Source organism: Streptomyces sp. WMMC940 (assembly GCF_027460265.1).
Classification (GTDB): Bacteria; Actinomycetota; Actinomycetes; order Streptomycetales; family Streptomycetaceae; genus Streptomyces.
In genome coordinates this window covers 831723-856430 of sequence record NZ_JAPZBC010000001.1, presented here as the reverse complement: position 1 = coordinate 856430, position 24708 = coordinate 831723, and the positions used below count along the sequence as shown (strand labels likewise).

Below are 24708 nucleotides of genomic sequence, written 5' to 3'. Positions count from 1 at the left end.
TAACCCGGTCCGGAGCCGTCGATAGGGGCTGACTTCTGGTCAGCAGGCCGGTATGGACCAGCGCATTCCCAACACTCGTGTACACAACGGTTCCCAGCGACGTTTCACGAGGGTGGGTGCGGGACTATGGAGAGCCCCGGGAGCGTCCCGGCCCGGCCACTGTCGTACGAAGGCGTCTGGCGGTTCACCGCACCCGCACTCGACGTGTCCGTACCGCAGGCCCGGCACGCCGTTCGCGATCTGGTCCGCCGCCAGGGCGTGCCGGTCCACGACGAGGTCCTGCAGGGACTGCTGCTGATCGTGTCCGAGCTGGTCACGAACGCCGTCCGGCACGCGGCCCTGCTCTCGCCGGAGGTGGCCGTCGAGGTGGCGGTCGGTCCGGAGTGGATCCGGGTGGCCGTCGAGGACAACCACCCCTACCGGCCCAAGGCCCTGGAGAGCGACTCCGCCCAGACGGGCGGCCGGGGACTGCTCCTCGTCAAGGAGATCACCCGGGAGGCGGGCGGCGAGTGCGACGTCGAGCACACGTCGGGCGGCGGAAAGATTATCTGGGCGGCTCTGCCGCTCGTCCCCGTGAGCGGCGCGGCGCCCCTGTAGGGCCGCCGCGCCGGAAGGGGCTTCGCGAGGAGGCCCGGCGGGTCACCAGCCTCCGGCCGGGCCCGTGAGCTCCCTGACGGCCGGGCGCGCCGCGTCCAGCACCGTCGTGAACCAGGCCGAGAACGTGTCCCGGGCGTGGCGCTCCGCGAGCTCCGCCGCCGTCACGAACACCGTCTCCCCGACCTCCTCCGGGTCCGGCCGCAGCGGCGACTGCACCAGGCCCACGAAGAGGTGGTTGAACTCCTGCTCGACCAGGCCCGAGGCCGGGTCCGGATGGTTGTAGCGGACGGTCCCGGCCTCGGCGAGCAGCGAGGGCGAGACGCCCAGCTCCTCATGGGTGCGCCGGGCCGCCGCCGTGAACGGGGCCTCGCCCGGATAGGGGTGCCCGCAGCAGGTGTTCGACCAGACTCCGGGAGAGTGGTATTTGCCGAGCGCCCGCCGCTGCAGGAGCAGCCGCCCGTGCTCGTCGAAGAGGAACACGGAGAACGCCCGGTGCAGCTGTCCCGGCGCCTGATGGGCGGAGAGCTTCTCCGCGGTGCCGATGGTTCGGCCGGTCTCGTCGACCAGTTCCAGCAGGATCTGTTGCGTGGTGCCGTTCGGCGAGCTGTTCGGCGCGGTGGCGGGTGTGATCGGCATAGCCATCCTTCGCTTCGGTCCTCGGCCCTGAGGGGCGCCCCCAGTCTGCCGTACAAAAGCGGCTTGCCCGCACTTCACCGCCCCTGGGCATGTCCGTGCCCGTCGTGCGGGGAGCACGCGGGCACGGACGGCGGCTCGGACTCCTCAGACCCCGAACGCCTCCGGGTACGTGATCATGCCCTGCGGCGCCGCGTCGGAACCGTCCAGCACCAGGGCCATCATCGCCTCGTCGGACACCTCGAAGCCCGGCCGGATGCCGAGCCGTGAAGCGCGCCCGAAACCGAACCTCGGGTAGTACTCCGGATGGCCGAGCACCACGACCAGCCGTTCACCCCGGACCCGGGCGGCGTCCAGCGCAGCCCGGATCACCGCGGAGCCCGCGCCCTGCCCCTGGTACCGCGGCGCGGTGGCGCAGGGGGCCAGCGCCAGCGCGGGCTCGCCGCCCACCCGGCACCGGGTGAGCAGCGCGTACGCCGCGACGGAGCCGTCCGGCGCTTCGGCCACCCACGAGAGCCCCGGCAGCCACGCCGAAGGGTCCCGGCGCAGCGCGTCCACGAGCTCGGCCTCGCCGTCCGTGGGGAAGGCCGCCGCGTTGACGGCGTGCACGGCGGGGAGGTCGGGGTCCGTCTCCGGGCGGACCCGCCAGCGGGGGTCGGCGGGCCGCAGCACATAGCCGGTGCAGCCGTACTCGGCGCCGTGGTCACGGCGCATCGCGATCTCCGCCCGGGTGGCCTCCAGGGCGGCGTCCGTCGCCGGCGTCCGTCCCTCCGCGCCGACGGCGGCGGCCCGGTCGCCGAGCGGGCCGTAGTACTCCTGCCAGTCGCTCTCGGGCTGACGGTGCACTCCGATGACGCGATAGCCGGCGTCGACCGCCGCAGCGGCGTTGGCCGCCGTGGTCCGCAGCGGACAGTGCTCGTCCCAGAAGGCGCGGACGGACGGGCTCGGTTCGGCGCAGGTCCACTCGCACTCGGTGAGGACCAGGGTGCCGCCCGGTGCGAGCAGGCGCCGCCAGGACCCGAGCGCCGTGGCGAAGCCGATCGCGTAGGCCGAGCTCTCGGCCCACACCAGGTCGAACGACCCGTCGGGGAAGGGCAGCGCGCCCATGTCGGCGTTCACGGTACGGATACGGTCGGTGAGACCGCGCGCCCGGGCGGCCTGCCTCAGCTCGTCCAGAAACGGCTCGTGCAGGTCGACGGCCGTGACCTCGGCCCCTGCCTCGGCCGCCAGCAGCAGCGCGGCACGTCCGGGGCCGCAGCCGAGGTCGAGGACCCTCGGACGCGACGGGACGGGGCCCGCGAGCCCCAGCAGCCGGCGGGTGGTGGCGTCGGAGCCCGGACCCTGTCGGGGCAGCCCGTGGTGAAGGGCGAAGAAGGCGTCGTTGAAAGCGTTGTCGGACAATGTGGGAACCCTTTTGGACGAGACGGGCTCCGGCCGACGTACGGATCAGGTCAGCGTACGGAAGGTGAGCGGCCGGGAACCCGGAGGCCGACGGTGGACCGGGGGCTGCGCAGGGCAGCGTCGACTGCGACCGTCATCAACCTCAGCTCCTCTCGGTCCCGCACGGACACGGCTGCGTCGGTCCAGCAGCCCTCAGTGACAGTAGCCCGCCTCGTGCGCGGCGTGACCGCCGGGCTCCAGTTGGAACGTGCAGTGCTCCACGTCGAAGTGCGAGCCGAGGCAGCTCTGCAGTTCGTGCAGCATCCTCTCGTGGCCCACCGCGTCCAGGAATCCGGGCGCCACCACCACGTGGGCGGAGAGGACCGGCATCCCGGAGGTGATGGTCCAGGCGTGCAGGTCGTGCACGTCCACGACGCCGGGGAGGGCCTGGATGTGCTCGCGGACCTCGGCCATGTCGACGTCCTTCGGCGCCGCCTCCAGCAGCACGTTCAGCGTCTCCCGCAGCAGCTTCACCGTCCGCGGCACGATCATCAGGCCGATCAGCAGCGAGGCGATCGGGTCGGCGGCCTGCCAGCCGGTCGCCAGGATGACGGCCGAGGAGATCAGCACCGCCACGGAGCCGAGCGCGTCCGCGAGGACCTCCAGATACGCGCCGCGCACATTGAGGCTCTCCTTCTGCCCCCGCATCAGCAGGAACAGCGACACCACGTTCGCGGCCAGACCGACGAGGGCGAAGGTGATGGCGACACCGCCCTTGGTCTCGGCCGGGGTGATGAAGCGCTGGATCGCCTCGTACAGCAGGAAACCGCCGACGCCGAGCAGCAGCACGCAGTTCGCGAGGGCGGCCAGGATCTCGGCCCTGGCCAGGCCGAAGGTGCGCTTCGCGTCGGGCGGGCGGCCGGCGAAGTGGATCGCGAGCAGTGCCATGGCGAGGCCCAGACCGTCGGTCGCCATGTGGGCGGCGTCGGCGATCAGGGCGAGCGAGTCCGCCAGCACACCGCCGGCGATCTCCAGGAGCATCACGCCCAGCGTGATCGCCAGCGCGACCCGCAGCCGTCCCCGGTGGGCGGCGGCCGCGGTCCCCGTCGGCGGGCGACCGCCGTGCGCGTGTCCGTGGTCGTGCCCTGCCCCCATGCGAGAAGCCTCCCGGATCACGGTGAACGATCTGCCCGAGTGGCCAGTCAACTACGGGTGGGGGGTACCGGGCAACACGACGCTGAACACCGTTGTCATATATCCTGACCTGCGGTTACGTCAGCTGGTCAGGGCGCTGGGCAGCCGCCGGGGCAGCTCGGTGCGGGGCCGCCTCGGGGCGGTGCGGCGGCCAGCCGGCCGACGCGGACTCGACACCACGCGGTGCCAGGGGCACCGGTGCCGCCCGGGGCGGTTTGTGGGGTCGGCCACTGATCGACGATGATGATCTCGGTCGCGGCACCGGCGGCCGGTCCCCGTCCAGGGCAAGGGAAGCCCGGACCGAGGACGTGGCCGGCGGGACGAGCGGGAGCGTCCTCACCGGGAAACCTCGGTGAACTCGCGCTTCCGTACATCCGATAGCCTCAGCCGACGTGCCGCCGCCCGGTCCCGGGCCGAGCCGCCGTGCCCACCCATCTGATCAGCGCCAAGGAGTGAGTCCGTCTGTCGACCGCCATCCTCACCGGTCCGCCGGTACCCGGATCGCCGCTCGAGGGCGATCTGCGGTCGCTGGGCTTCGACGTACGCATCGCGTCCGGGGCCGACGAGGCGGCCGACCTGCTCGCGGCGGTCCCGGCCGCCGAGCGGGCCGCGCTCGTCGACCCGCGCTTCGTCGGCCACGTCCACGCCCTCCGCCTCGGTCTGACGGACCCCCGCTTCCCGGTCGCCGCGATCCCCGGCGCGGCCACGGCCCGGCCCGAGGCACGCGCCGCCCTGCTGGCGGCCCTGCGGGAGGCCGCCGCCGGCCCGCGACCGGCGGCCGAGCGGCCCACCGTGCGGTCGTCGCAGGACGGCGCGTCCTCCGGCGCCGCGACCACGGACACCCACTCCGCCCGGGTCGACGTCGTCCCGGACCTCGTCGCGGTCGCCCTCGCCGCCGAGGGCGTCGCTCCGCACCGCCCCGAGCTGGGCACCCTCGTCGCGACCGTGCCCGGCGACCCCCAGGACCGCAACGAGGCCCGGCAGGCCGTGGCGGCCGTCGACGACGAGGCCGTCCGGCTGCGGTCCGCGGTGAAGGCGCGGGACGGGTTCTTCACGACCTTCTGCATCAGCCCGTACTCGCGCTACCTCGCCCGCTGGTGCGCACGGCGCGGGCTGACCCCGAACCAGGTCACCACCGCCTCGCTGGTCACCGCGCTCATAGCGGCCGCCGCCGCGGCCACCGGCACCCGGGGCGGCTTCGTCGCCGCCGGCGTGCTGCTGATCCTCTCCTTCGTCCTCGACTGCACCGACGGGCAGCTCGCCCGCTACTCCCTGCAGTACTCGACGCTCGGCGCCTGGCTCGACGCCACCTTCGACCGGGCCAAGGAGTACGCGTACTACGCGGGCCTCGCCCTCGGCGCCGCACGCGGCGGGGACGACGTCTGGGCCCTGGCGCTCGGCGCGATGGTGCTGCAGACCTGCCGCCACGTGGTCGATTTCTCCTTCAACGAGGCCAACCACGACGCGGCCGGCAACACCAGTCCCACCGCCGCCCTCTCCGACCGGCTCGACAGCGTCGGCTGGACGGTCTGGGTCCGGCGCATGATCGTGCTGCCGATCGGCGAGCGCTGGGCCATGATCGCGGTGCTGACCGCCGTCACCACCCCCCGGATCGTCTTCTACGCCCTGCTGGTCGGCTGCGCCCTCGCCGCCGCGTACACCACGGCGGGCAGGGTGCTGCGCTCGCTCACCCGCAGGGCCCGCAGGACCGACCGCGCCGCACAGGCGCTCGCCGACCTCGCCGACTCCGGTCCCCTGGCGGAGGCCTTCGCCGCCGCGTTCCGGGGCGTGGCCCGCCGGCTGCCGGCGCTGGCCCCGCCGGCGATCGCCGCGACCGGCGCCGCGGCGGTCACCCTCACCGCGTGGCTCGCCCCCTACGGCAGCCCCTGGACGGCCGTCGCCGCGCTGGCCTACGCCCTCATCTCCGGCCTGGCCGTCGCGCGCCCGCTCAAGGGAGCCCTCGACTGGCTGGTGCCCCCGGTCTTCCGCGCCGCGGAGTACGGCACGATCCTGATCCTGGCCGCCCTGGCGGACGTGAACGGGGCCCTTCCCGCGGCATTCGGCCTGGTGGCCGCGGTCGCCTACCATCACTACGACACGGTGTACCGCATCCGCGGGGGCACCGGCGCGCCCCCGCACTGGCTGGTCCGGGCGGTCGGCGGGCACGAGGGGCGGACCCTGGCGGTCGCGCTGCTGGCCACCCTGCTCGGCGCCCCGCAGTTCACGATCGCGCTGACGGTCCTCGCGGTCGCCGTGGCACTCGTGGTGGTCGCGGAGTCCGTCCGCTTCTGGGTCTCCTCCGGAGCACCCGCCGTACACGACGAAGGAGAACCCGCATGATCGGCCTTGTTCTGGCTGCCGGTGCCGGACGGCGTCTGCGCCCCTACACCGACACCCTTCCGAAGGCCCTCGTGCCCGTGAACGGGGACCTCTCGGTCCTCGACCTGACGCTGAAGAACTTCAGCGAGATCGGCCTCACCGAGGTCGCCGTCGTCGTCGGCTACCGCAAGGAGGCCGTGTACGCGCGCAAGGACCAGCTGGAGGCCACGTACGGCCTGAAGCTCACCCTGATCGACAACGACAAGGCCGAGGAGTGGAACAACGCCTACTCCCTGTGGTGCGCCCGCGACGTGCTCAGGCGCGGCGTGATCCTCGCCAACGGCGACACCGTGCATCCGGTCTCCGTCGAGAAGACCCTGCTCGCCGCCCGCGGCGACGGCCGGCGGATCATCCTCGCCCTCGACACGGTCAAGCAGCTCGCCGACGAGGAGATGAAGGTCATCACCGCCGACGGCCAGGGCGTCCGGCGGATCACCAAGCTGATGGACCCGGCCGGCGCCACCGGTGAGTACATCGGTGTCACCCTCATCGAGCCCGAGGCCGCCGAGGAGCTCGCCGACGCGCTGCAGGCCACCTTCGAGCGCGACCCCGACCTCTACTACGAGGACGGCTACCAGGAGCTGGTGAACCGCGGCTTCCGGATCGATACGGCGCCGATCGGCGACGTCAGCTGGGTCGAGATCGACAACCACGACGACCTCGCGAAGAGCCGGGAGATCGCGTGCCAGTACTGACCCGGCTCATTCCGTCGCCGGTCGTCGTCGACGTCAGCTGCGGCGCGATGGACGATCTGGCCGGCCTGCTGGCCGACCAGCGCATCTCCGCGTCGGGCGAGCTGGCGTTCGCGATCAGCAACGGCTCGGGCCAGGCCCTGCGCGAGCGGCTGGCACCGGTGCTGCCCGGCGCCGACTGGTACGAGGTCGCGGACGGCACCATCGACTCGGCGGTCAAGCTGGCCGACGACATCAAGGGCAAGCGCCGCTACGACGCGGTCGTCGGCCTCGGCGGGGGCAAGATCATCGACGTGGCGAAGTACGCCGCGGCGCGGGTCGGGCTGCCCATGGTCGCCGTCGCCACCAACCTGGCGCACGACGGTCTGTGCTCGCCGATCTCCATCCTGGACAACGACAACGGCCGCGGCTCCTACGGCGTCCCCGCGCCGATCGCCATGGTGATCGACCTCGACGTGGTGCGTGCGGCCCCGGTCCGGTTCGTCCGCTCCGGGATCGGCGACGCGATCTCCAACATCTCCGCGATCGCCGACTGGGAGCTCTCCCGCAAGGTCACCGGGGAGTCCGTCGACGGCCTGGCCGCCGCGATGGCCCGCACCGCCGGCGAGGCCGTGCTCCGCCACCCGGGGGGCGTCGGCGACGACGAGTTCCTGACGGTGCTCGCGGAGGCGCTGGTGCTCTCCGGCATCGCCATGTCGATCAGCGGTGACTCCCGCCCGTCCTCCGGTGCCTGCCACGAGATCAGCCACGCCTTCGACCTGCTCTACCCCAAGCGCGCCGCCAGCCACGGCGAGCAGGTCGGGCTGGGCGCCGCCTTCGCGATGCACCTGCGCGGCGCGGAGGAGGAGGCCGGTCTGTTCGCCGAGGTCCTGCGCAGGCACGGGCTGCCGGTCCTCCCCGAGGACATCGGCTTCTCCGCCGACGAGTTCGTCCGGGCCGTGGAGTACGCCCCGCAGACCCGGCCCGGGCGGTTCACCATCCTCGAGCACCTCGACCTGTCCACCGACCAGATCAGGGACGCGTACGCCGACTATGCCAAGACCATCCGTAGCTGAGCTCCGTCCGGTCGTCCACCCCGCGGGTGTCAAGGACCGGCGCAGTGGCGAGCACTGGGGCGGCCGCCTGTACATGCGCGAGATCTCCCTGCGCATCACCCGCGTCCTGGTCGGCACCAAGGTCACGCCGAACCAGCTGACGTACCTGATGACCCTGGCCGGGGTCCTGGCGCTGCCGGCCCTGCTGGTGCCGGGCATCTGGGGCGCCGTCCTCGGCGTGGTGATGGTCCAGCTCTACCTGCTTCTGGACTGCGTGGACGGGGAGGTCGCCCGCTGGAAGAAGCAGTACTCCCTGTCCGGCGTGTACCTGGACCGGGTCGGTGCCTACCTGTGCGACGCGGCCGTCCTCGTCGGCTTCGGCCTGCGCGCCGCGGACCTGTGGGGCGGCGGCCGGATCGACTGGCTCTGGGCCTTCCTCGGCACGCTCGCCGCGCTCGGCGCGATCCTGATCAAGGCCGAGACCGACCTGGTCGGCGTCGCCCGGCACCAGGCAGGGATGGAGCCGGTCAAGGACGCGGCGGCCGAGCCGCGCTCGTCCGGCATGGCGCTCGCCCGCCGGGCCGCCGCGGCGCTGAAGTTCCACCGGCTGGTCCTCGGTATCGAGGCGTCCCTGCTGATCCTGGTGCTGGCGATCCTCGACCAGATCCAGGGGGACCTGTTCTTCTCCCGGCTGGGCGTCGCCGTGCTGGCCGGCATCGCGCTGCTGCAGACGGTTCTGCACCTGGTGTCCATCCTCGTCTCCAGCAGGCTGAGGTGAGCCGTATGAAGCTCGGTGCCGTCATCATCACCATGGGCAACCGGCCCGACGACCTGCGCGCTCTCATCGACTCGGTCGCCAAGCAGGACGGCGACCCCGTCGAGGTGGTCGTCGTCGGTAACGGCGCCCCCGTCACGGGCGTGCCCGACGGGGTGCGCACCGTCGACCTGCCCGAGAACCTGGGCATCCCGGGCGGCCGCAACGTCGGCATCGAGGCGTTCGGGCCGGGCGGCGGCGACGTGGACGTGCTGCTCTTCCTCGACGACGACGGATTGCTGCCGAACAGCGACACCGCCGAGCTGGTGCGCCGGGCGTTCGAGGAGGACCCCGCCCTCGGGATCGTCAGCTTCCGCATCGCCGACCCGGACACCGGTCTCACCCAGCGCCGGCACGTCCCGCGGCTGCGGGCGTCCGACCCGATGCGCTCCTCGCGCGTCACGACCTTCCTCGGCGGTGCCAACGCCGTCCGCACGAAGGTGCTGGAACAGGTCGGCGGCCTGCCGGACGAGTTCTTCTACGCGCACGAGGAGACCGACCTCGCCTGGCGGGCCCTCGACGCCGGCTGGATGATCGACTACCGCTCCGACATGGTGCTGCACCACCCGACGACGCCGCCGTCCCGGCACGCGGTCTACCACCGCATGGTCGCCCGCAACAGGGTGTGGCTGGCCCGTCGCAACCTGCCCGCCCCCCTGGTGCCCGTCTACCTCGGGGTGTGGATCCTGCTCACGCTCCTCAGGCGGCCCTCGGCCGCGGCGCTCAAGGCCTGGTTCGGCGGCTTCAAGGAAGGCTGGACCACCCCGTGCGGGCCGCGCCGTCCCATGAAGTGGCGTACCGTGTGGCGACTGACGCGACTGGGCCGACCGCCTGTCGTCTGACCGCCGGGATCTGAGAGCATCGGGCGTACTCCGGGACCCGGCCGCCACCTGAGGCCCAAGCCGCGCATCTTGAACACGAAAGTCTCGACTTGTGAGTGACACAACCCACGACGGCGCGATCGCCACGAGCGCTCGCCCGTCTCCCGACGACGGTCTGGCACCGGCGGAGCTGGCCGCCAAGTACGGCCTGTCGGTGAGCGGTGCCCGCCCCGGGCTGGTCGAATACGTCAGGCAGCTCTGGGGCCGCCGGCACTTCATCCTGGCTTTCTCCCAGGCGAAGCTGACCGCCCAGTACAGCCAGGCGAAGCTCGGCCAGCTGTGGCAGGTCGCGACGCCGCTGCTGAACGCTCTCGTGTACTACCTGATCTTCGGCCTCATCCTCGGCGCGGGCCGCGGGATGGAGAAGGAGGTCTACATCCCGTTCCTGGTGACGGGCGTGTTCGTGTTCACGTTCACGCAGACGTCGGTCATGGCCGGTGTCCGGGCGATCTCCGGGAACCTGGGACTGGTGCGGGCCCTGCACTTCCCGCGGGCCTCGCTGCCGATCTCGTTCGCGCTGCAGCAGCTCCAGCAACTGCTCTTCTCCATGATCGTCCTCGTGCTGATCGTGGTCGCGTTCGGCAGCTACCCCTCGCTGAGCTGGCTGCTGGTGCTGCCGGCCCTGGGGCTGCAGTTCGTCTTCAACGTCGGGCTGGCGCTGATCATGGCGCGGATGGGCAGCAAGACGCCCGACCTCGCCCAGCTGATGCCCTTCATCATGCGGACCTGGATGTACGGCTCGGGCGTCATGTTCTCGATCAAGGTGATGCTCGCGGACAAGCCCGCGTGGATCGCCGAGGTCCTGATGTACAACCCCGCTGCGATCTACATGGACCTGATCCGCTTCGCCCTGATCGACGGGTACGACTCGTCGAACCTGCCCGCGCACGTGTGGATGGCCGGCGGGCTGTGGTCGCTGCTGCTGGGAGTCGCCGGGTTCGTGTACTTCTGGAAGGCGGAGGAGCGCTATGGCCGTGGCTGACCACCTCGAGGATCCGCGCGACGCCCGCGTGCCCACCGTCGTCGCCGACGACGTGCACATCGTGTACCGCGTCAACGGCGGCAGCGGCGGCAAGGGCAGCGCGACCGCCGCGCTGAGCCGGATCCTGCGGCGCGACCGCGGGGAGTCCCGCGGCGTCCGCAAGGTCCACGCCGTCCGGGGCGTCTCCTTCACCGCCTACCGCGGCGAGGCCATCGGTCTCATCGGTACGAACGGCTCCGGGAAGTCGACGCTGCTGCGTGCGATCGCGGGACTGCTGCCCACCGAGAGCGGCAAGGTCTACACGGACGGCCAGCCGTCCCTGCTGGGTGTCAACGCCGCCCTCATGGGCGATCTGACCGGTGAGCGGAACGTCATCCTCGGTGGCTTGGCCATGGGCATGTCGCGTGAGGAGATCCGCGGCCGCTACCAGGACATCGTCGACTTCTCCGGCATCAACGAGAAGGGCGACTTCATCACCCTGCCGATGCGCACGTACTCCTCCGGCATGGGCGCCCGGCTCCGGTTCGCGATCGCCGCGGCCAAGAACCACGACGTACTGATGATCGACGAGGCGCTGGCCACCGGTGACCGCAAGTTCCAGATCCGCTCCGAGGAGCGCATCCGGGAGTTGCGGAAGGAGGCGGGAACGGTCTTCCTGGTCAGCCACAGCAACAAGTCGATCCGGGACACCTGCGACCGGGTCCTCTGGCTGGAGAAGGGCGAGCTCCTGATGGACGGCCCGACCGACGAGGTCATCAAGGCGTACGAGAAGGAGACCGGGAAGTAGGCGGTCCCCCGCGGTGACCGAGGGGCCCCCGGCAGCCCGTTGCGGACGTCCGGACCGTTGCGGCGGGGCCTCGCACGGCGAGGTCCCGCCGGGCCCCGGCGACGAGGACGGGCGGGAGGGCGGTGCTGCCGCGACCGGCCGTCACCTGCCGTTCCCCCTGCGGAGGTTGGCGGGGTGTCGCCCTGCTCCCGCGACGCGCAGGTGCCCCGCCGAGTTCGGGGACGATGCGGAACGTAAGCTGTACCGGTGCTGATTCACGGCAAGTGGGGCGATGCACCCTGAGGTATCCCGGCTGCCGGACGGCCAAGCCCCTCGTGGGGACCGGCGGCGTGTCCGAAATAGGATGTATTGGGTCGGCAGTGTAGAACGGGAGATGTGACGGCCATGACGGAAGATCTCCAGCTCCGCGTGGGCAGTGCCGTCCCCGCACCTGGCAGCCCGCAGTGACAGGTACCCGGCAGGTGCGCCCCGACGCCTCCACGCGCACCACCCTCGCCAAGGCCGCGGACGAGAACTTCCCCGTGGCCCCCTTCTTCCTGCCGCGCGCCTGGCGCGGCGACCTCATGGCCGTCTACGGCTACGCCCGGCTCGTCGACGACATCGGCGACGGCGACCTCGCCCCGGGCGGAGCGGACGCCCGGTGGCTCGGCCTCGACCCCTCCCGGAGCGACGACCGGCTCGCGATGCTCGACGCCTTCGAGGCCGATCTGCGGCGGATCTTTCCCGGCGGCGGCGACGGCGGCCCGCGCCACCCCCTGCTGCGGGCGCTGGTGCCGACCGTGCGCCGCCGCGCGCTCACCCCGGAGCCGTTCCTCGGCCTGATCGAGGCCAACCGCCAGGACCAGCTCGTCCGCCGCTACCGGACCTGGGGCGACCTCACGCGCTACTGCGAGCTCTCCGCCAACCCCGTCGGCCGGCTCGTCCTGGCCATCACCGGTACGGCCAGTCCCGAACGGATCCGCCGGTCCGACGCCGTGTGCACCGCCCTGCAGATCGTCGAGCACCTCCAGGACGTCGCCGAGGACCTGGCCGCGGACCGGGTCTACCTGCCCGCCGACGACATGCAGCGGTTCGGCGTCACCGAGGACGACCTGGCGGCCCCGACCGCGAGCGCGCCCGTACGCGCCCTGGTCGCCCACGAGGCCGCACGGGCCGCACTGCTGCTGGAGGAGGGCGTCCCGCTCGTGGGAAGCGTGCACGGCAGACTCAGGCTGCTGCTCGCCGGCTTCGTCGCCGGGGGACGCGCCGCCCTCGCCGCGATCGAGGCCGCGGGCCACGACGTCCTCCCCGGGCCGCCCGGGCCCACCAGGCCCCGGCTGATGCGTGAAGTGGCAGCCGTCCTGCACAGAGCGCGTAGAGAGGGGTGAGCCGGAGCATGGAGGAGTTCACACACATGTCCTCGCCGGTGCGGGCCGCGTACAGCTACTGCGAGGCCGTCACCGGGACGCAGGCGCGCAACTTCGCGTACGGCATCAGGCTCCTGCCCGCCGACAAGCGCCAGGCCATGTCCGCGCTCTACGCCTTCTCGCGGCGCGTCGACGACATCGGCGACGGCCTCCTCGGGGAGGCCGCGAAGCGGGACCGGCTCGAAGGGACCCGCGAGCTCCTCGGCAGGATCCGCGACGGGGCGGTGGACGAGGACGACACGGACCCGGTCGCCGTGGCCCTCGCGGACGCGGCGCACCGCTTCCCCATCCCCCTCGACGCCCTCGACGAGCTCATCGACGGGGTCCTCATGGACGTCCGCGGCGAGACCTACGAGACCTGGGACGACCTCAAGGTCTACTGCCGGTGTGTCGCGGGCGCCATCGGACGGCTCTCCCTGGGCGTGTTCGGCACCCTGCCCGGCGCACGCGGCGCCGAACGGGCCTCCGAGTACGCCGACACCCTCGGACTGGCCCTCCAACTCACCAACATCCTGCGCGACGTCCGCGAGGACGCGAGCAACGGCCGGACGTACCTGCCGACCGACGACCTCGCCAAGTTCGGCTGCACCGACGGATTCCACCGCGCGATCCCGCCGTCCGGGGCCGACTTCACCGGACTCGTCCACTTCGAGGTACGGCGCGCCCGGGGGCTGTTCGCCGAGGGCTACCGGCTGCTGCCCATGCTGGACCGGCGCAGCGGCGCCTGCGTGGCCGCCATGGCCGGGATCTACCGCCGGCTGCTCGACCGCATCGAGCGCGACCCCATGGCCGTCCTGCGCGGCCGAGTCTCCCTGCCCGGCCGGGAGAAGGCCTACGTCGCCGTGCGCGGCCTCTCCGGCCTCGACGCGCGACACATCTCCCGCACGGCCGTCAGGAGGCGCGTCCGATGACCCGGCTGAGGCATCCCCGGCGCCGTACGGCCGCCGGGCCTCGCGCGACGGTACGGCGCGCCGCGACGGTTCCGGGTGCCCTCCCCGCCGCCGGGGAGGTCATGTGACGTACCGGGACAGCACCTCCGAGCAGCACGCCGTCGTCGTCGGGGGCGGACTCGCCGGTGTGACCGCCGCACTCCGCCTCGCCGACGCCGGTCTGCGCGTCACGCTCCTGGAGAACCGGCCCCGGCTCGGCGGACTCGCCTTCTCCTTCCGGCGCGGCGAGCTGACCGTCGACAACGGCCAGCACGTCTACCTGCGCTGCTGCACCGCGTACCGCTGGTTCCTCGACCGCGTCGACGGCGCCCGCCTCGCGCCGCTCCAGCCGCGCCTCGACGTGCCCGTCCTCGACGCGGCCCACCCCAGGGGCCCCCGCCTCGGGCGGCTGCGCCGCACCGCCCTGCCGGTGCCCCTGCACCTCGCCGCGAGCCTCGCGGGCTACCCCCACCTCTCCCTCGCCGAGCGGGCCGCCGTCGGGCGCGCCGCGTTCGCACTGAAGGGACTCGACCCCGCCGACCCCGCCCTCGACGGCATCGACTTCGCCACCTGGCTGCGCCGCCACGGCCAGTCCCCGCGAGCCGTCGAGGCCCTCTGGGACCTGGTCGGGGTCGCCACCCTCAACGCCACCGCGCCGAACGCCTCCATGGCCCTCGCCGCGATGGTCTTCAGGACCGGGCTGCTCTCCGACCCCGGTGCCGCCGACATCGGCTGGGCCCGGGTCCCGCTCGGAGAACTGCACGACACCCTGGCCCGCAAGGCCCTCGACACGGCCGGCGTCCGCACCGAACTGCGCACGCGCGTCAGCGAGGTCGCCCGGGCGGACGACGGGCGCTGGAACGTCACGGCAGGCACCGGCCGGCTGGCCGCGGACGCCGTCGTCCTCGCGGTACCGCAGCGCGAGGCGCACGCACTGCTCCCCGAGGGCGCCCTGGACGACCCGGACCGGCTGCTCGGCATCGGGACCGCGCCGATCCTCAACCTGCACGTGGTCTACGACCGCCGCGTGCTGCGCCGGCCCTTCTTCGCCGCGCTGGGCAGCCCCGTCCAGTGGGTCTTCGACCGCACCGACGCCTCCGGCCTGTCGGCGGGCGTGCCGGGGGGACCCGGGGGCGACGCGCGAAGCGCCGGACAGTACCTGGCCCTGTCCCAGTCCGCCGCCGAGGACGAGATCGACACCCCCGTCCCCGTACTGCGCGAGCGCTATCTACCCGAGCTGGAACGGCTGCTGCCCGCGACCCGCGGGGCGCGGGTACGGGACTTCTTCGTCACCAGGGAACGCACGGCGACCTTCGCCCCCGCCCCCGGTGTCGGTAGGCTCCGGCCCGCCGCCCGTACCAACGCCCCCGGCCTCTGCCTGGCCGGGTCGTGGACCGCCACCGGCTGGCCCGCGACCATGGAGGGCGCCGTGCGCAGCGGACTGAGCGCCGCCGGTGCCGCGCTCGCAGCCCTCGGCCGCCGCCACGAACATCCGCTCGAGGAGGCGGCATGAGACCCACGTCCGGAACCAGAGGAGAGAAAGTGCCGACTGCGCCTTCGGCGAACCCGGCTGTCGACACCGAGGCCGTCACCGCGCTGCTCGAGCGCGGGCGGACGATGTCCACCCCGGTGCTGCGAGCTGCCGTTGACAGGCTCGCGCCCCCCATGGACACCGTCGCCGCCTACCACTTCGGCTGGATCGACGCGCACGGCCGTCCCGCGGACGGCGACGGCGGCAAGGCCGTACGCCCGGCGTTGGCGCTGCTGTCCGCCGAGGCCGCCGGGGCCGCGCCCGAGGTGGGCATCCCCGGTGCCGTCGCCGTCGAACTGGTGCACAACTTCTCGCTGCTCCACGACGACCTGATGGACGGTGACGAGCAGCGCCGCCACCGCGACACGGTATGGAAGGTGCACGGGCCCGCGCAGGCCATCCTCGTCGGCGACGCGCTCTTCGCCCTCGCCAACGAGATCCTGCTGGAGCTCGGCACCGTGGAGGCCGGCCGCGCCACCCGCCGGCTCACCACCGCCACCCGCAAGCTCATCGACGGCCAGGCCCTGGACATCTCCTACGAGCACCGCGAGCGCGTCACCGTCGAGGAGTGCCTGGAGATGGAGGGCAACAAGACGGGCGCCCTGCTCGCCTGCGCCGTCTCCATCGGTGCGGTCCTCGGCGGCGCCGACGACCGCACCGCCGACACCCTGGAGGCGTACGGCCACCACCTCGGGCTCGCCTTCCAGGCCGTGGACGACCTGCTGGGCATCTGGGGCGACCCGGAGGCCACCGGCAAGCAGACCTGGAGCGATCTGCGCCAGCGCAAGAAGTCCCTGCCCGTCGTCGCCGCGCTCGCCGCGGGCGGCCCCGCGTCGCGGCGGCTCGGGGAACTGCTCGCCGCCGACGCCAAGAGCAATGACTTCGACAGCTTCTCCGAGGAGGAGTTCGCCGCCCGGGCGGCGCTGATCGAGGAGGCCGGCGGTCGCGACTGGACCTCGCAGGAGGCCCGCAGGCAGCACGCCGTCGCCGTGGAGGCGCTGGACCGGGTCGACATGCCCGAGCGCGTCAGGGCACAGCTCGTGGCCCTCGCCGACTTCGTCGTCGTACGCAAGAGATGAGCACCGGGCCGCGGACGGCACCGACGGAGATGACCACGATCAATCGCATATGAGTTCGCAGTCGCCGGCCGGTGCCCTCCCGGCACCGGCCGACGGCAGACCCGAAGCAGCACGTCCGACTGCACGAAGGGGAAGCCATGACAGCGACGACCGACGGAAGCGGCGGGGCCCCCGCGCCCCGCGCAGCCTCGGCCAGCGAACGTACGACCGATCACCGTCCCGCTCCGGAGGACTCCGGAGACCTCGACACCACCGCTCTGCTGACGGCGCAGCGCTCCGTCGAGCACCTGCTCGGCAGGCAGGACGCGCAGGGCTGGTGGAAGGCCGACCTCGAGACCAACGTCACCATGGACGCCGAGGACCTGCTGCTCCGTCAGTTCCTCGGGATCCAGGACGAGAAGACCACCGCCGCCGCCGCCGTCTTCATCCGCGGCGAGCAGCGCGCGGACGGAACCTGGGCCACCTTCTACGGCGGTCCCGGCGAACTCTCCACCACCATCGAGGCGTACGTCGCCCTGCGCCTCGCCGGCGACCGCCCCGACGATCCGCACATGGAGCGCGCCGCGGCCTGGGTCCGGGCGCAGGGCGGCATCGCCGCGAGCCGCGTCTTCACCCGCGTCTGGCTGGCGCTCTTCGGCTGGTGGAAGTGGGAGGACCTGCCCGAGCTGCCGCCGGAGATCATCTATCTGCCCTCGTGGTTCCCGCTCAACATCTACGACTTCGGCTGCTGGGCCCGCCAGACCATCGTGCCGCTGACCGTCGTCTCGGCGAAGCGGCCCGTACGGCCCGCGCCGTTCGCGCTCGACGAGCTCCACACGGACCGCCACAACCCCAACCCGCCCCGTCTCCTGGCTCCGGCGACCAGTTGGGACGGGGTCTTCCAGCGCCTCGACCGGCTGCTGCGCGGCTACCACAAGGTGGCCCTGCGTCCACTGCGCCGCGCGGCGATGAACAGCGCCGCCCGCTGGATCATCGAGCGGCAGGAGAACGACGGCTGCTGGGGCGGCATCCAGCCGCCGGCCGTCTACTCCGTGATCGCCCTCCACCTGCTCGGCTACGACCTCGACCACCCGGTGATGCGCGCCGGACTGGAGTCGCTGGACCGCTTCGCCGTGTGGCGGGACGAGGCCACCGGGCCGGCGGGCCGTACCGACGGCCCCGCCAGGATGATCGAGGCCTGCCAGTCGCCCGTGTGGGACACCTGCCTGACCGTCGTCGCGCTCTCCGACGCGGGGGTGCCCGCGGACCACCCGGCACTGGTCAGGGCAGCCGACTGGATGCTCGGCGAGCAGATCACCCGGCCCGGCGACTGGGCCGTGCGCCGGCCGCGCCTCGCCCCCGGCGGCTGGGCGTTCGAGTTCCACAACGACAACTACCCGGACGTCGACGACACGGCCGAGGTCGTCCTCGCGCTGCGCCGGGTGAAGCACCCGGACCCGACCCGCGTCGAGGAGGCGGTCGCCCGGGCGGGCAACTGGACGTTGGGGATGCAGTCGAGGAACGGCGCCTGGGGCGCGTTCGACGCCGACAACACCGGCACCTTCCCGAACCGGCTGCCGTTCTGCGACTTCGGGGAGGTCGTCGACCCGCCGTCCGCCGACGTCACGGCGCACGTCGTGGAGATGCTGGCCCACGAGGGACGGGCCCACCACCCGCGCACCCGCCGCGGAGTCGAGTGGCTGCTGCGCGAGCAGGAGCCGAACGGCGCCTGGTTCGGGCGGTGGGGCGTCAACCACCTCTACGGCACGGGAGCGGTCGTCCCGGCACTCACCGCGGCCGGGGTGCCCGTCTCGCACCCCGCGATCCGCCGGGCCGTCGGCTGGCTGGAGTCCGTCCAGAACGACGACGGCGGCTGGGGCGAGGACCTGCGCTCGTACCGCGAGGAGTCGTGGATCGGCCGCGGCGTCTCCACGCCCTCCCAGACCGGCTGGGCGCTGCTGGCGCTGCTCGCGGCGGGGGAGCGGGACGGGAAGGCCGTCGGGAGGGGCATCGCGTACCTCGCCGCCGCGCAGCGCGAGGACGGCTCGTGGGACGAGCCGTACTTCACCGGGACCGGCTTCCCCTGGGACTTCTCCATCAACTACCACATCTACCGGCAGGTCTTCCCGCTGATGGCCCTCGGCCGGTACGTGCACGGGGAGCCGTCCACCGGCCGGAACGGGGGCTGAGTGTCCGCCGCCCCGGGCACGCCGCCCGCCGACGCACCGGTCCCGCCGCTGCTGATCGCCTGCGCCCTCGGTATCGAGCGGCTGGCCCTGCGCGCGGGCGCCCGCAGCGGCGCGCCGGGGCCGGTGACCCTGCTCCGAACGGGCATGGGCCCGAAGAACGCGGAACGTGCCCTCGAGAAGGCGCTGGGTGACGGAGCGGGCGGTCCCGATCGCCGTGCCGGGGCCGCCCCGGCGGCCGGGGTCATCGCCTCCGGCTTCTGCGCGGGACTCGCCCCGGGAATGCACCCCGGCGACGTGGTGGTGGCCGACGAGACCCGGGGGCCCTGGGGCACCACGCCCTGCACGGCCACGGACGTGCTGACGGAGGCGCTGGCCAGGGCGGTGCCCGGGCGCACCGTGCACACCGGCCCGCTCACCGCCTCCGACCACGTGGTGCGCGGACAGGAGCGGACCGGGCTGGCGGCGACCGGCGCGATCGCGGTGGACATGGAGTCCGCCGCGACGCTCCGCAGCGCCCGGGGAGCCGGGGTGCTCCCGGTTGCGGCCGTCCGGGTGGTCGTGGACGCTCCAGAGCATGAGCTGGTCCGTATCGGCACGGTGCGCGGTGGAATATCAGCTTTCCGCGTTCTGCGTGCCGTACTGCCCGCTTTCTACGAATGGCACCGTTCTTTGCTGCTCCCCAGGAGGTGAGCCAGATGGCCATGCCGCTCCGCCAGACCATCAGGGTCGGGACCTATCTCTTCGAACAGAAGCTCCGCAGGCGTGAGAAGTTCCCGCTGATCGTGGAGCTGGAGCCGCTGTTCGCGTGCAATCTGAAGTGCGAGGGCTGCGGGAAGATCCAGCACCCGGCCGGGATCCTCAAGCAGCGGATGCCGGTCGCCCAGGCCGTGGGCGCCGTTCTGGAGTCCGGCGCCCCGATGGTCTCGATCGCGGGCGGCGAACCCTTGATGCACCCTCAGATCGAGGAGATCGTGCGGCAGCTGGTGGCGAGGAAGAAGTACGTCTTCCTCTGCACCAACGCCCTGCTGCTGCGGAAGAAGATGGACCGGTTCACCCCGTCCCGGTACTTCGCCTTCGCCGTCCACATCGACGGGCTGCGCGAGCGGCACGACGAGTCCGTCGCCAAGGAGGGCGTCTTCGACGAGGCGGTGGAGGCGATCAAGGAGGCCAAGCGGCGCGGCTTCCGCGTCACCACCAACTCCACGTTCTTCAACACCGACACCCCGCAGACGGTCATCGAGGTGCTGAACTTCCTCAACGACGACCTCGAGGTCGACGAGATGATGATCTCCCCCGCGTACGCCTACGAGAAGGCCCCCGACCAGGAGCACTTCCTCGGTGTCGAGCAGACGCGCGAGCTGTTCCGGAAGGCCTTCGCCGACGGCAACCGGCGGCGCTGGCGGCTGAACCACTCCCCGCTCTTCCTGGACTTCCTGGAGGGCAAGGTCGACTTCCCCTGCACGGCCTGGGCGATTCCGAACTACTCGCTCTTCGGCTGGCAGCGCCCCTGCTACCTGATGAGCGACGGTTACGTCCCCACGTACAAGGAGCTCGTCGAGGAGACGGACTGGAGCAAGTACGGGCGCGGCAGGGACCCGCGCTGCGCCAACTGCATGGCGCACTGCGGCTACGAGCCGACCGCCGTCCTGGCGACCATGGGCTCCCTGAAGGAGTCGTTGCGCGCCGCGCGGGAAACCGTGTCGGGTAGCGGGAGCTGAGAGCGGGCGGCGGCCGGTGGAAGCCGACCGCCCCTGCCGGAGTCCAACGGACCGGAGAGGGGGCACGAGCGTGACGATTCTCGAGCACATCCGGGGGCCGCGCGACCTCGAGGCGCTGACGGAAGCGGAACTCGACGAACCGGCGGAGGAGCCCAGGGAGTTCCTCGCCCCCGCCGGGCGGGCCGAGGTGCCGGCCGACGTCCGGCTGACCCCGGTCGACATCGCCGGGGCCGTCGCCGCCGTCCTCGCCCGGTGCGGGCAGGCGGACGCACCCCCGTCCCCGGAGGCGCGGACGGCCGGGTCGACCCCCGACACCCCGGAGATCGAGGAGCGCGGCGGATGAGCAACGAGTTCGACCTCACGAAGCTGCTCGCGGAGCGCGGCGGCGAACGGTACGGGCTGCACAGCCGGTATCTCAACCACCAACTGCCCCGCATGCTCCGGACCATCGGCTTCGACAAGGTGTACGAGCGCGGGGAGGGCGCCCATTTCTGGGACGAGGAGGGCAACGACTACCTCGACATGCTCTCGGGGTTCGGCGTCATGGGCCTCGGCAGGCACCACCCGGTCGTCCGCAAGGCGCTCCACGACGTCCTGGACGCCTCCCTCGCCGATCTGACCCGCTTCGACTGTCCGCCCCTGCCCGGACTGCTCGCCGAGAAGCTGCTGGCCCACAGCCCCCACCTGGACCGCGTCTTCTTCTGCAGCAGCGGTACGGAGGCGGTCGAGACGGCTCTGAAGTTCGCCCGGTACGCGACCGGCCGGCCCCGGATCCTGTACTGCGGCCACGCCTTCCACGGGCTGACGGCCGGCTCGCTGTCGGTCAACGGCGAGGCGGGATTCCGCGACGGTTTCGGCCCCCTGCTCCCGGACACCGCGGTGGAACTCGGGGACCTGGCGGCGCTGGAGCGGGAACTGGCACGCGGCGACGTGGCCGCCTTCGTCGTGGAGCCGATCCAGGGCAAGGGGGTGCACGAGGCACCCCCGGGGTTCCTGAACGCCGCGCAGGAACTGCTGCGCCGGCACGGGGCGCTGCTGATCGCCGACGAGGTGCAGACCGGGCTGGGCAGGACCGGGGACTTCTACGCCCACCAGCACGAGGACGGCGTCGAGCCCGATCTGGTCTGCGTCGCCAAGGCCCTGTCGGGCGGCTATGTGCCGGTCGGTGCGACCCTGGGCAAGGACTGGATCTTCAGGAAGGTCTACTCGTCGATGGACCGGGTGCTGGTGCACTCGGCGAGCTTCGGTTCCAACGCCCAGGCCATGGCGGCCGGTCTCGCCGTGCTGTCGGTGATCGAGGACGAGCAGGTCGTCGCGAACGCCAGGGCCACCGGGGACCTGCTGCGGACGCGGCTCGCCGCGCTCGTCGGCCGTTATGAACTGCTCCACGAGGTCCGTGGGCGCGGACTGATGATCGGGATCGAGTTCGGCAGACCGTCGTCGCTGAAACTCCGCAGCCGCTGGACGATGCTGCAGGCGGCCCGCAAGGGGCTGTTCGCCCAGATGGTGGTCGTGCCCCTGCTGCAGCGGCACCGCATCCTGACCCAGGTCTCCGGCGACCGGCTGGAAGTGATCAAGCTGATTCCGCCGCTGATCATCGGCGAACCGGAGGTCGACCGGTTCGTCGAGGCCTTCACCGCCGTCATGGACGACGCCCACGGCGGCAGTGGGCTGATGTGGGACTTCGGCAGGACCCTCGTGAAGCAGGCGGTCGCGGGCCGCTGAACCGCCGGGCCGCGGACGCCGCGGCCCGGCTCCCGCACGGTCACCGGGCGGGGCGTGCCGGGCGATTCCCTCCGTGCCGGTGCGCCGGTGCGCCGGTGCGCGGTGCGCCGGGGCGGCTGCGGACCGGGCCGTCCGCCGCCGCTCAGACCGTCCCGTCGACCAGCCGCCCACGGAGGCGCTCCCGCGTCGCGCCCGTGAGGCCGAGGCCGTCCGAGAGGTAGCGCTCGGTGCTGCCCCAGACCTCCTCCATGGTCTCGAACGCCGCCGCCAGGTACTCGGCGCGGGCGTCGAACAGCGGGCTCAGCAACTCCATCACCTCGGGTGACATCCCGGCCGGCGAGCTGTCGCTGCGGCGCACCTTGTAGCGCCGGTGCGGGTCGTTCGACTTGAGGTAGTCCGCCTCGATGGCGTCCCGCTCGACCCCCACGGCCAGCAACGAGACGGCGATGGACAGACCCGCCCGGTCCTTGCCCGCCGCGCAGTGCATCAGCGCCGGCGTGCTGTCCTCGGCCAGCGCGTGCAGGACGCGGCTGTGCTCGGCGGTGCGCTCCTTGATGATCATCCGGTAGGAGGCGATCATCCGCCCGGCCGCCTGGCCGTCGGCGAGGATCGACTTCAGCTGGTCGAGGTCGCCGTCCCGGACCATTCGCCAGAACTCGGCCCCGTCGGCCGGGTCGGACAGCGGGATGTTGACGTTGCGCACCCCGGTGAGTTCGACGTCCGGGCCCTCCAGCCGCTGGTCCGCGGAGTTGCGGAAGTCGAAGATCGTGTGGAGCCCGAGCGAGGAGAGGAAGGCCGCGTCGGTGTCCGTCGCGTGCGCGAGATGGCCGCTGCGGAAGAGCCGTCCGTACCGAACGCGTCGTCCGTCCACGGTCGGCAGTCCGCCCACGTCCCGGAAGTTGCGCACACCGGACAGTTCGGGTTCGGTCGACGGGGTCTGGGGCAGCTGCTGCGTCACGGGGGCTCCTCCGTGTCTGCGGTCGGCGCTGCTCGCCGACGAGGGCGCGGTGCTGACACTACGACATCGATTCCTCAGGCAATCATCTCGACCCGTGTCCGCCAGGCCGTTGCCCGTCGTCGAACTCCCCCCGACGATGTGCGGAGTTGTCGGAGTCTGGGAGGTCCCCGCGGGGACCGATGCCGCTCGCCGGCTGGGACCGACCACGCAATTCACGGGTTGTGGGAATGGAATTCCGACAGGACGGGTGAAAGGTGTTTTTCTGTGCCACTCGCACCCTTGAGCGTATTGCGTCCGCAATGGGTGATGTGTCCGTATTGGATGCTTTAGGGTGACGCGCCCTGATTGGAAATGGAGGCCGCGTCCAGCCGTGAGCTGAATCATATCCGTGACGTTCCGTGGAGCGTGGGACGGCTCAACTCCCTTGTCCGCGTGGAAATCGAAGATCCGCGATCCACGGAGTGTGACCGGGAAATGTGTGCTGATATCCGGCAGGTCGATTCCCGGTGGAAATGACGGCTTGTTCACGCCGACCCGACTCCTCTACGGTCACCGCAATCCGGTCGGAACGCCTAATCCTGCCGCCGTCCGGAATATCGCACCCACCCACATGTGGCAGGAGCGGGGGACCCAGGTACTGCGCCGTTCCGTGACCCCGGACGGCTCGGGGTGAAGCCGCGCTCACGGCGCGGCCGGGCAGCTCCAGCCCGAACCCGACAGCTCACCTCGCAGGCGGCGGAGAGGAATGCGCCATGCCCGGTAAGGGGAAGCACCGCCGTCCGAGGACCAGCCCGTTCAGGCGCGGATTCGTCGCCGCCGGTACGGGCGGGGCCGCCATCGCCATCCCGTTCGTCGGTGCCGCCGGCGCGAACGCCGCAGGGCAGTCCGCGCCCGCAGCCGGACCTGTCGCCCCGACCGTGCACCAGGCCTTCGTCCTCCAGGCGCCGCAGGCCGGCAAGGCGGTCGAGTCCTACACCGTCGTGGTGGGTGACCATCTGTCGAAGATCGCCGCCGAGCAGGATGTCGCGGGCGGCTGGAAGAAGCTCTACGCCGACAACCGTGCCGCCGTCGGTGGGAACCCGTCGCTGATCCACCCGGGTCTGCGGCTCAGCCTCCACGTCGGGCCGAAGGCCCCGGCCGACGCGAAGCCGCACGCGAAGGCCCAGTCGACCGAGCGCAAGGCCGAGGCCCCGGTGAAGGTCAAGGCGAAGGCCCCGGCCAAGGCCGAAGCCGAGAAGCCGGCCGCCTCCGCCGAGCGCGCCTCCCGCACCGCCGACCGCGGCGCCTCTGCTCCCGCGGCCGCTGCCGTCCAGGCTCCTGCCGCCGACAGTGCCGTCAAGAACATCCCCTCGGGCTACTTCGCCCCGGTGGTCGGCGGCGTCAGCACCGCGTACAGGACCGCGGGTGCCATGTGGTCCAGTGGCTATCACACCGGTGTGGACTTCATCGCCCCCACCGGCACGTCGGTGAAGGCCGTCGGCCCCGGCACCGTCGTCTCGGCGGGCTGGAGCGGTGCGTACGGCAACGAGGTCGTCATCAAGCACAACGACGGCACCTACTCGCAGTACGCCCATCTCTCCCAGCTCTCCATCTCCTCCGGCGAGAGCGTCACCGGTGGCCAGCAGATCGGCCTGTCCGGCTCGACCGGCAACTCCACCGGCCCGCACCTGCACTTCGAGATCCGCACCAGCCCCGGTTACGGGTCGGACATCGACCCGCTGGCCTATCTGCGTCAGCACGGGGTCACGATCTGACGTCGCGTCGGTACCTCACGCGGCGTCCTCGTCCGCCGGCCCCGCGCAGGGGGCCGGCGGACGGCTT

General features: G+C 72.2%; 22 protein-coding genes and 1 riboswitch. Of the genes, 18 read left to right on the top strand and 4 right to left on the bottom strand.

Going from position 1 to position 24708, the window contains the following annotated elements; translation table 11 throughout:
• Positions 1 to 126: 126 nt before the first annotated feature.
• Positions 127 to 597, top strand: a complete 471-nt coding sequence (locus O7595_RS03895; RefSeq protein WP_269727315.1) for an ATP-binding protein — start codon at positions 127 to 129, stop codon at positions 595 to 597.
• A 42-nt stretch (positions 598 to 639) separates the two neighbouring features.
• Here O7595_RS03895 and idi read toward each other — a convergent pair whose 3' ends face one another.
• The 3 genes from idi to O7595_RS03880 form a co-directional block, all read right to left on the bottom strand.
• On the bottom strand, positions 640 to 1233 hold the full coding sequence (gene idi, locus O7595_RS03890; protein ID WP_269727314.1) for an isopentenyl-diphosphate Delta-isomerase: 594 nt from the start codon (positions 1231 to 1233) through the stop codon (positions 640 to 642).
• Positions 1234 to 1377: 144 nt separating this feature from the next.
• Positions 1378 to 2631 carry a bifunctional class I SAM-dependent methyltransferase/N-acetyltransferase gene (locus O7595_RS03885; protein ID WP_269727313.1) on the bottom strand — a complete coding sequence of 418 codons (1254 nt, stop codon included), beginning with the start codon at positions 2629 to 2631 and terminating at the stop codon, positions 1378 to 1380.
• Between the two features lie 192 nt (positions 2632 to 2823).
• A complete protein-coding gene (locus O7595_RS03880) occupies positions 2824 to 3765 on the bottom strand; it encodes a cation diffusion facilitator family transporter (protein ID WP_269727312.1) in 942 nt (313 codons plus the stop codon).
• Positions 3766 to 4323: 558 nt separating this feature from the next.
• On the opposite strand from O7595_RS03880, the gene O7595_RS03875 reads away from it, so the two are divergent.
• The 16 genes from O7595_RS03875 to O7595_RS03800 all read left to right on the top strand — a co-directional run bounded on the left by O7595_RS03875 (position 4324) and on the right by O7595_RS03800 (position 21929).
• Entirely contained in the window at positions 4324 to 6144 is a 1821-nt protein-coding gene (locus O7595_RS03875) for a DUF5941 domain-containing protein (protein ID WP_269732354.1), read from the top strand.
• Positions 6141 to 6878 (top strand): phosphocholine cytidylyltransferase family protein, encoded by a 738-nt coding sequence (locus O7595_RS03870; protein ID WP_269727311.1) that lies wholly within the window; start codon positions 6141 to 6143, stop codon positions 6876 to 6878. The genes O7595_RS03875 and O7595_RS03870 overlap by 4 nt, the downstream gene beginning before the upstream one ends.
• Complete coding sequence (locus tag O7595_RS03865; RefSeq protein WP_269727310.1) at positions 6866 to 7930, top strand: iron-containing alcohol dehydrogenase family protein; 1065 nt, start codon at positions 6866 to 6868, stop codon at positions 7928 to 7930. Before O7595_RS03870 ends, O7595_RS03865 begins: the two co-directional genes overlap by 13 nt.
• Entirely contained in the window at positions 7908 to 8687 is a 780-nt protein-coding gene (locus O7595_RS03860; RefSeq protein WP_269727309.1) for a CDP-alcohol phosphatidyltransferase family protein, read from the top strand. The genes O7595_RS03865 and O7595_RS03860 overlap by 23 nt, the downstream gene beginning before the upstream one ends.
• 5 nt (positions 8688 to 8692) lie before the next feature.
• Positions 8693 to 9565 (top strand): glycosyltransferase family 2 protein, encoded by an 873-nt coding sequence (locus O7595_RS03855; protein ID WP_269727308.1) that lies wholly within the window; start codon positions 8693 to 8695, stop codon positions 9563 to 9565.
• A gap of 91 nt (positions 9566 to 9656) precedes the next feature.
• Positions 9657 to 10586, top strand: coding sequence for an ABC transporter permease (locus O7595_RS03850; protein WP_269727307.1), 930 nt, complete (start codon positions 9657 to 9659; stop codon positions 10584 to 10586).
• Positions 10573 to 11373 (top strand): ABC transporter ATP-binding protein, encoded by an 801-nt coding sequence (locus tag O7595_RS03845; protein ID WP_138052043.1) that lies wholly within the window; start codon positions 10573 to 10575, stop codon positions 11371 to 11373. Before O7595_RS03850 ends, O7595_RS03845 begins: the two co-directional genes overlap by 14 nt.
• A gap of 443 nt (positions 11374 to 11816) precedes the next feature.
• Positions 11817 to 12740 (top strand): squalene synthase HpnC, encoded by a 924-nt coding sequence (gene hpnC / locus O7595_RS03840; RefSeq protein WP_269727306.1) that lies wholly within the window; start codon positions 11817 to 11819, stop codon positions 12738 to 12740.
• 8 nt (positions 12741 to 12748) lie between these two features.
• On the top strand, positions 12749 to 13690 hold the full coding sequence (gene hpnD / locus O7595_RS03835; RefSeq protein WP_269727305.1) for a presqualene diphosphate synthase HpnD: 942 nt from the start codon (positions 12749 to 12751) through the stop codon (positions 13688 to 13690).
• Positions 13691 to 13793: 103 nt separating this feature from the next.
• A complete protein-coding gene (gene hpnE / locus O7595_RS03830) occupies positions 13794 to 15221 on the top strand; it encodes a hydroxysqualene dehydroxylase HpnE (protein ID WP_269727304.1) in 1428 nt (475 codons plus the stop codon).
• Entirely contained in the window at positions 15218 to 16318 is a 1101-nt protein-coding gene (locus tag O7595_RS03825) for a polyprenyl synthetase family protein (RefSeq protein WP_269727303.1), read from the top strand. The genes hpnE and O7595_RS03825 overlap by 4 nt, the downstream gene beginning before the upstream one ends.
• A 137-nt stretch (positions 16319 to 16455) precedes the next feature.
• Positions 16456 to 18486 carry a squalene--hopene cyclase gene (gene shc / locus O7595_RS03820; protein WP_269727302.1) on the top strand — a complete coding sequence of 677 codons (2031 nt, stop codon included), beginning with the start codon at positions 16456 to 16458 and terminating at the stop codon, positions 18484 to 18486.
• Complete coding sequence (locus tag O7595_RS03815; protein ID WP_269727301.1) at positions 18487 to 19176, top strand: phosphorylase family protein; 690 nt, start codon at positions 18487 to 18489, stop codon at positions 19174 to 19176. It abuts the gene before it with no gap.
• 5 nt (positions 19177 to 19181) lie between these two features.
• Positions 19182 to 20204: an adenosyl-hopene transferase HpnH gene (gene hpnH / locus O7595_RS03810; RefSeq protein WP_269727300.1), complete on the top strand. Its 1023-nt coding sequence runs from the start codon at positions 19182 to 19184 to the stop codon at positions 20202 to 20204.
• A gap of 70 nt (positions 20205 to 20274) precedes the next feature.
• On the top strand, positions 20275 to 20547 hold the full coding sequence (locus O7595_RS03805; protein WP_269727299.1) for a hypothetical protein: 273 nt from the start codon (positions 20275 to 20277) through the stop codon (positions 20545 to 20547).
• Positions 20544 to 21929 (top strand): aspartate aminotransferase family protein, encoded by a 1386-nt coding sequence (locus O7595_RS03800; RefSeq protein WP_269727298.1) that lies wholly within the window; start codon positions 20544 to 20546, stop codon positions 21927 to 21929. Before O7595_RS03805 ends, O7595_RS03800 begins: the two co-directional genes overlap by 4 nt.
• Before the next feature lie 142 nt (positions 21930 to 22071).
• Here the strand turns inward: O7595_RS03800 and O7595_RS03795 are convergent, their stop codons facing one another.
• Positions 22072 to 22887, bottom strand: coding sequence for a tyrosine-protein phosphatase (locus tag O7595_RS03795; RefSeq protein WP_269727297.1), 816 nt, complete (start codon positions 22885 to 22887; stop codon positions 22072 to 22074).
• 587 nt (positions 22888 to 23474) lie between these two features.
• Positions 23475 to 23635: riboswitch (cyclic di-AMP (ydaO/yuaA leader) on the top strand.
• 4 nt (positions 23636 to 23639) lie between these two features.
• Between O7595_RS03795 and O7595_RS03790 the strand changes: the two genes are divergently transcribed.
• Positions 23640 to 24641 carry a M23 family metallopeptidase gene (locus O7595_RS03790; RefSeq protein WP_269727296.1) on the top strand — a complete coding sequence of 334 codons (1002 nt, stop codon included), beginning with the start codon at positions 23640 to 23642 and terminating at the stop codon, positions 24639 to 24641.
• Positions 24642 to 24708 lie beyond the last annotated feature (67 nt).

Excerpts from the sequence above, each read along its gene's own strand:
- O7595_RS03895 (WP_269727315.1), top strand. The coding sequence starts at position 127 with ATGGAGAGCCCCGGGAGCGTCCCGGCCCGGCCACTGTCGTACGAAGGC.
- idi (WP_269727314.1), bottom strand. The coding sequence starts at position 1,233 with ATGCCGATCACACCCGCCACCGCGCCGAACAGCTCGCCGAACGGCACC.
- O7595_RS03880 (WP_269727312.1), bottom strand. The coding sequence starts at position 3,765 with ATGGGGGCAGGGCACGACCACGGACACGCGCACGGCGGTCGCCCGCCG.
- O7595_RS03870 (WP_269727311.1), top strand. The coding sequence starts at position 6,141 with ATGATCGGCCTTGTTCTGGCTGCCGGTGCCGGACGGCGTCTGCGCCCC.
- O7595_RS03860 (WP_269727309.1), top strand. The coding sequence starts at position 7,908 with ATGCCAAGACCATCCGTAGCTGAGCTCCGTCCGGTCGTCCACCCCGCG.
- O7595_RS03855 (WP_269727308.1), top strand. The coding sequence starts at position 8,693 with ATGAAGCTCGGTGCCGTCATCATCACCATGGGCAACCGGCCCGACGAC.
- O7595_RS03845 (WP_138052043.1), top strand. The coding sequence starts at position 10,573 with ATGGCCGTGGCTGACCACCTCGAGGATCCGCGCGACGCCCGCGTGCCC.
- hpnD (WP_269727305.1), top strand. The coding sequence starts at position 12,749 with ATGGAGGAGTTCACACACATGTCCTCGCCGGTGCGGGCCGCGTACAGC.
- O7595_RS03825 (WP_269727303.1), top strand. The coding sequence starts at position 15,218 with ATGAGACCCACGTCCGGAACCAGAGGAGAGAAAGTGCCGACTGCGCCT.
- shc (WP_269727302.1), top strand. The coding sequence starts at position 16,456 with ATGACAGCGACGACCGACGGAAGCGGCGGGGCCCCCGCGCCCCGCGCA.
- hpnH (WP_269727300.1), top strand. The coding sequence starts at position 19,182 with ATGGCCATGCCGCTCCGCCAGACCATCAGGGTCGGGACCTATCTCTTC.
- O7595_RS03800 (WP_269727298.1), top strand. The coding sequence starts at position 20,544 with ATGAGCAACGAGTTCGACCTCACGAAGCTGCTCGCGGAGCGCGGCGGC.
- O7595_RS03790 (WP_269727296.1), top strand. The coding sequence starts at position 23,640 with ATGCCCGGTAAGGGGAAGCACCGCCGTCCGAGGACCAGCCCGTTCAGG.